This window comes from Pseudomonas sp. SDO5532_S415, assembly GCF_054071155.1.
Window position 1 is genome coordinate 1 of record NZ_JBSVWS010000326.1, and the last position, 2595, is coordinate 2595.

Sequence of the window (2595 nt, forward strand, 5' to 3'; positions counted from 1 at the left end):
GCCTGTGGTGGTGGTCTAACGACAAAGGGGGGGGTGGACCTTGCCTCCCTCCTCGCGGGCACCCCCGCTCCCACAGGGAAAGCGAACACCAGAAAATCTCAACAAATCCAAAAAGGTGTCGATATGCGTCTATTGAAATCCATGGTCCCGCTCGCGCTGGCAGCCCTGTGCAGCGCCGTTGCCCAGGCGCAGCCACAGGTCAGTGTCTACAACTGGACCGATTACATCGGCGAAACCACCCTCGCCGACTTTCAGGCCAAGACCGGGATCAAGGTGATCTACGACGTCTTCGATTCCAACGAAACCCTGGAAGGCAAACTGCTCGCCGGGCGTACCGGGTACGACGTGGTGGTGCCGTCCAACCACTTCCTGGCCCGCCAGGTAAAAGCCGGCGCGTTCCTGAAACTGGACCGCGCACAGCTGCCGAATTTCAAGAACCTCGATCCGAAACTGTTGGCGTTGCTGGAGAAAAACGATCCGGGCAACGAGCACTCGGTGCCCTACCTGTGGGGCACCAACGGCATCGGCTACAACGTCGACAAGGTCAAGCAAGTGCTGGGCATCGACCACATCGATTCCTGGGCGGTGCTGTTCGAACCGCAAAACATCAAGAAACTCAGCCAGTGCGGCGTGTCGATCATGGACTCGGCGGATGAAGTGTTCCCGGCGGTACTCAACTACATGGGCATGGACCCACGCAGCGAAAACCCCGAGGACTTCAAAAAGGCCGAAGCCAAGCTGCTGAGCATCCGTCCGTACGTCACCTACTTCCACTCCTCCAAGTACGTCTCGGACCTGGCCAACGGCGACATCTGCGTCGCGTTCGGTTACTCGGGGGATGTGTTCCAGGCCGCCAATCGGGCCAAGGAAGCCAAGAACAACGTGAACATCGCCTACGCGATTCCCAAGGAAGGCAGCAACCTGTGGTTCGACCTGGTGGCCATTCCCGCCGACGCCGGCAACCCGAAAGAGGCCCACGCGTTCATCAATTATCTGCTCGACCCGCAAGTGATCGCCAAGGTCAGTGCCTCGGTGGGCTACGCCAATCCGAATCCCGCCGCCAAGCAGTACATGGACGCTGAGCTGGTCAACAACCCCGAGGTTTACCCGTCCCAGGAAGTCCTCGACAAGCTCTACATCTCGACGACGCCGCCGCAGTCGATCATGCGTCTGATGACCCGTTCCTGGAGCAAAGTGAAGTCCAACCAATGAACCAGTACACCCAGGAACATACCCACTCTTACTACGCTGCATCGGCCCATGCCCTGGCGCCCTTCCCGACCCTGACCGAAGACCTGGTGGCCGATGTCTGCGTGATCGGCGGAGGTTTTACCGGCGTCAACACCGCGATCGAACTGGCCCAGCGCGGGCTCTCGGTGATCCTGCTCGAGGCCCGGCGGATCGGCTGGGGGGCCAGCGGGCGTAACGGCGGGCAACTGATTCGCGGCATCGGCCATGACGTCAGCGGATTTGCCCGCTATGTCGGCGCCGAAGGCGTGCGCTATATGGAGCGCGCGGGGGTCGAGTCAGTGGAGTTGGTGGGCCGACGCATCCGTGAAAACAACATTGATTGCGACTTGCGCTGGGGCTTCTGCGAACTGGCCAACACCCCGGCGCAATACGCCGGGCTGAAGGCCGAACACGCGCAGCTGATCAAGTCGGGTTATGCCCACGAAACCCGTTTGGTCGAACCCGGGCAGATCAGCCAGCAGGTCGTGAACTCGGACCTGTATGCGGGTGGATTAATCGACATGGGCTCGGGTCATTTGCACCCATTGAACCTGGTACTCGGCGAAGCGCAGCTCGCGCAATCCCTGGGTGTGCGGATTTTCGAGCAGAGCCCGGTGCTGGAACTGGTCCATGGCAGCACGGTGCAGGTGCGCTGCACCGCAGGCACGGTACGCGCCGGCAGCCTGGTCCTGGGCTGTAATGCGCACCTGGAAGAACTCGAACCGAAACTCAGCGGCAAGGTGCTGCCGGCGGGCAGCTACATCATCGCCACTGAACCCTTGTCGCTGGAGCTCGCTGCGCAGTTGATCCCGCATAACCTGGCGCTGTGCGACCAGAAAGTCGGCCTGGATTACTACCGACTCTCGGCGGACCGGCGCCTGCTGTTCGGTGGTGCCTGCCATTATTCCGGACGCGATCCACGGGACATCGCCGCGTATATGCGCCCGCAGATGCTCAAGGTATTCCCGCAACTGGCCGCTGTGCGCATCGACTATCAATGGGGCGGCAAGATCGGCATCACCGCCAATCGTTTCCCGCAGGTCGGCCGCCTGGGCCAGCACCCCAACGTGTTCTACGCCCAAGGCTATTCCGGCCATGGCCTGAACGTGACGCACTGGTGCGCAAAGTTGCTGGGCGAAGCGATCCATGCCGGACACAGCCAGGGTTTCGACGTGTTCAGCGCCGTGCCGCACATGACCTTCCCCGGCGGCCGCGCCCTGCGCTCGCCACTCCTGGCCCTCGGCATGCTCTGGTACCGCATGCGCGAAGTGCTTGGCTGAAAAATCAGATCGTTCCTCCTGTGGGAGCGAGCCTGCTCGCGAAGACGGTTTATACCGCGGCAAATCCATTGCCTGACACACCGCC

General features: G+C 61.6%; 2 protein-coding genes. Both read left to right on the forward strand.

What is annotated here, in order from left to right:
• Window positions 1–123 precede the first annotated feature (123 nt).
• Window positions 124–1212 carry a polyamine ABC transporter substrate-binding protein gene (locus ACW9HW_RS29775; RefSeq protein WP_457402908.1) on the forward strand — a complete coding sequence of 363 codons (1089 nt, stop codon included), beginning with the start codon at window positions 124–126 and terminating at the stop codon, window positions 1210–1212.
• Complete coding sequence (locus tag ACW9HW_RS29780; protein WP_457402910.1) at window positions 1209–2510, forward strand: NAD(P)/FAD-dependent oxidoreductase; 1302 nt, start codon at window positions 1209–1211, stop codon at window positions 2508–2510. The genes ACW9HW_RS29775 and ACW9HW_RS29780 overlap by 4 nt, the downstream gene beginning before the upstream one ends.
• The last annotated feature ends 85 nt before the right edge of the window (window positions 2511–2595 follow it).

Excerpts from the sequence above, each read along its gene's own strand:
- ACW9HW_RS29775 (WP_457402908.1), top strand. The coding sequence starts at position 124 with ATGCGTCTATTGAAATCCATGGTCCCGCTCGCGCTGGCAGCCCTGTGC.
- ACW9HW_RS29780 (WP_457402910.1), top strand. The coding sequence starts at position 1,209 with ATGAACCAGTACACCCAGGAACATACCCACTCTTACTACGCTGCATCG.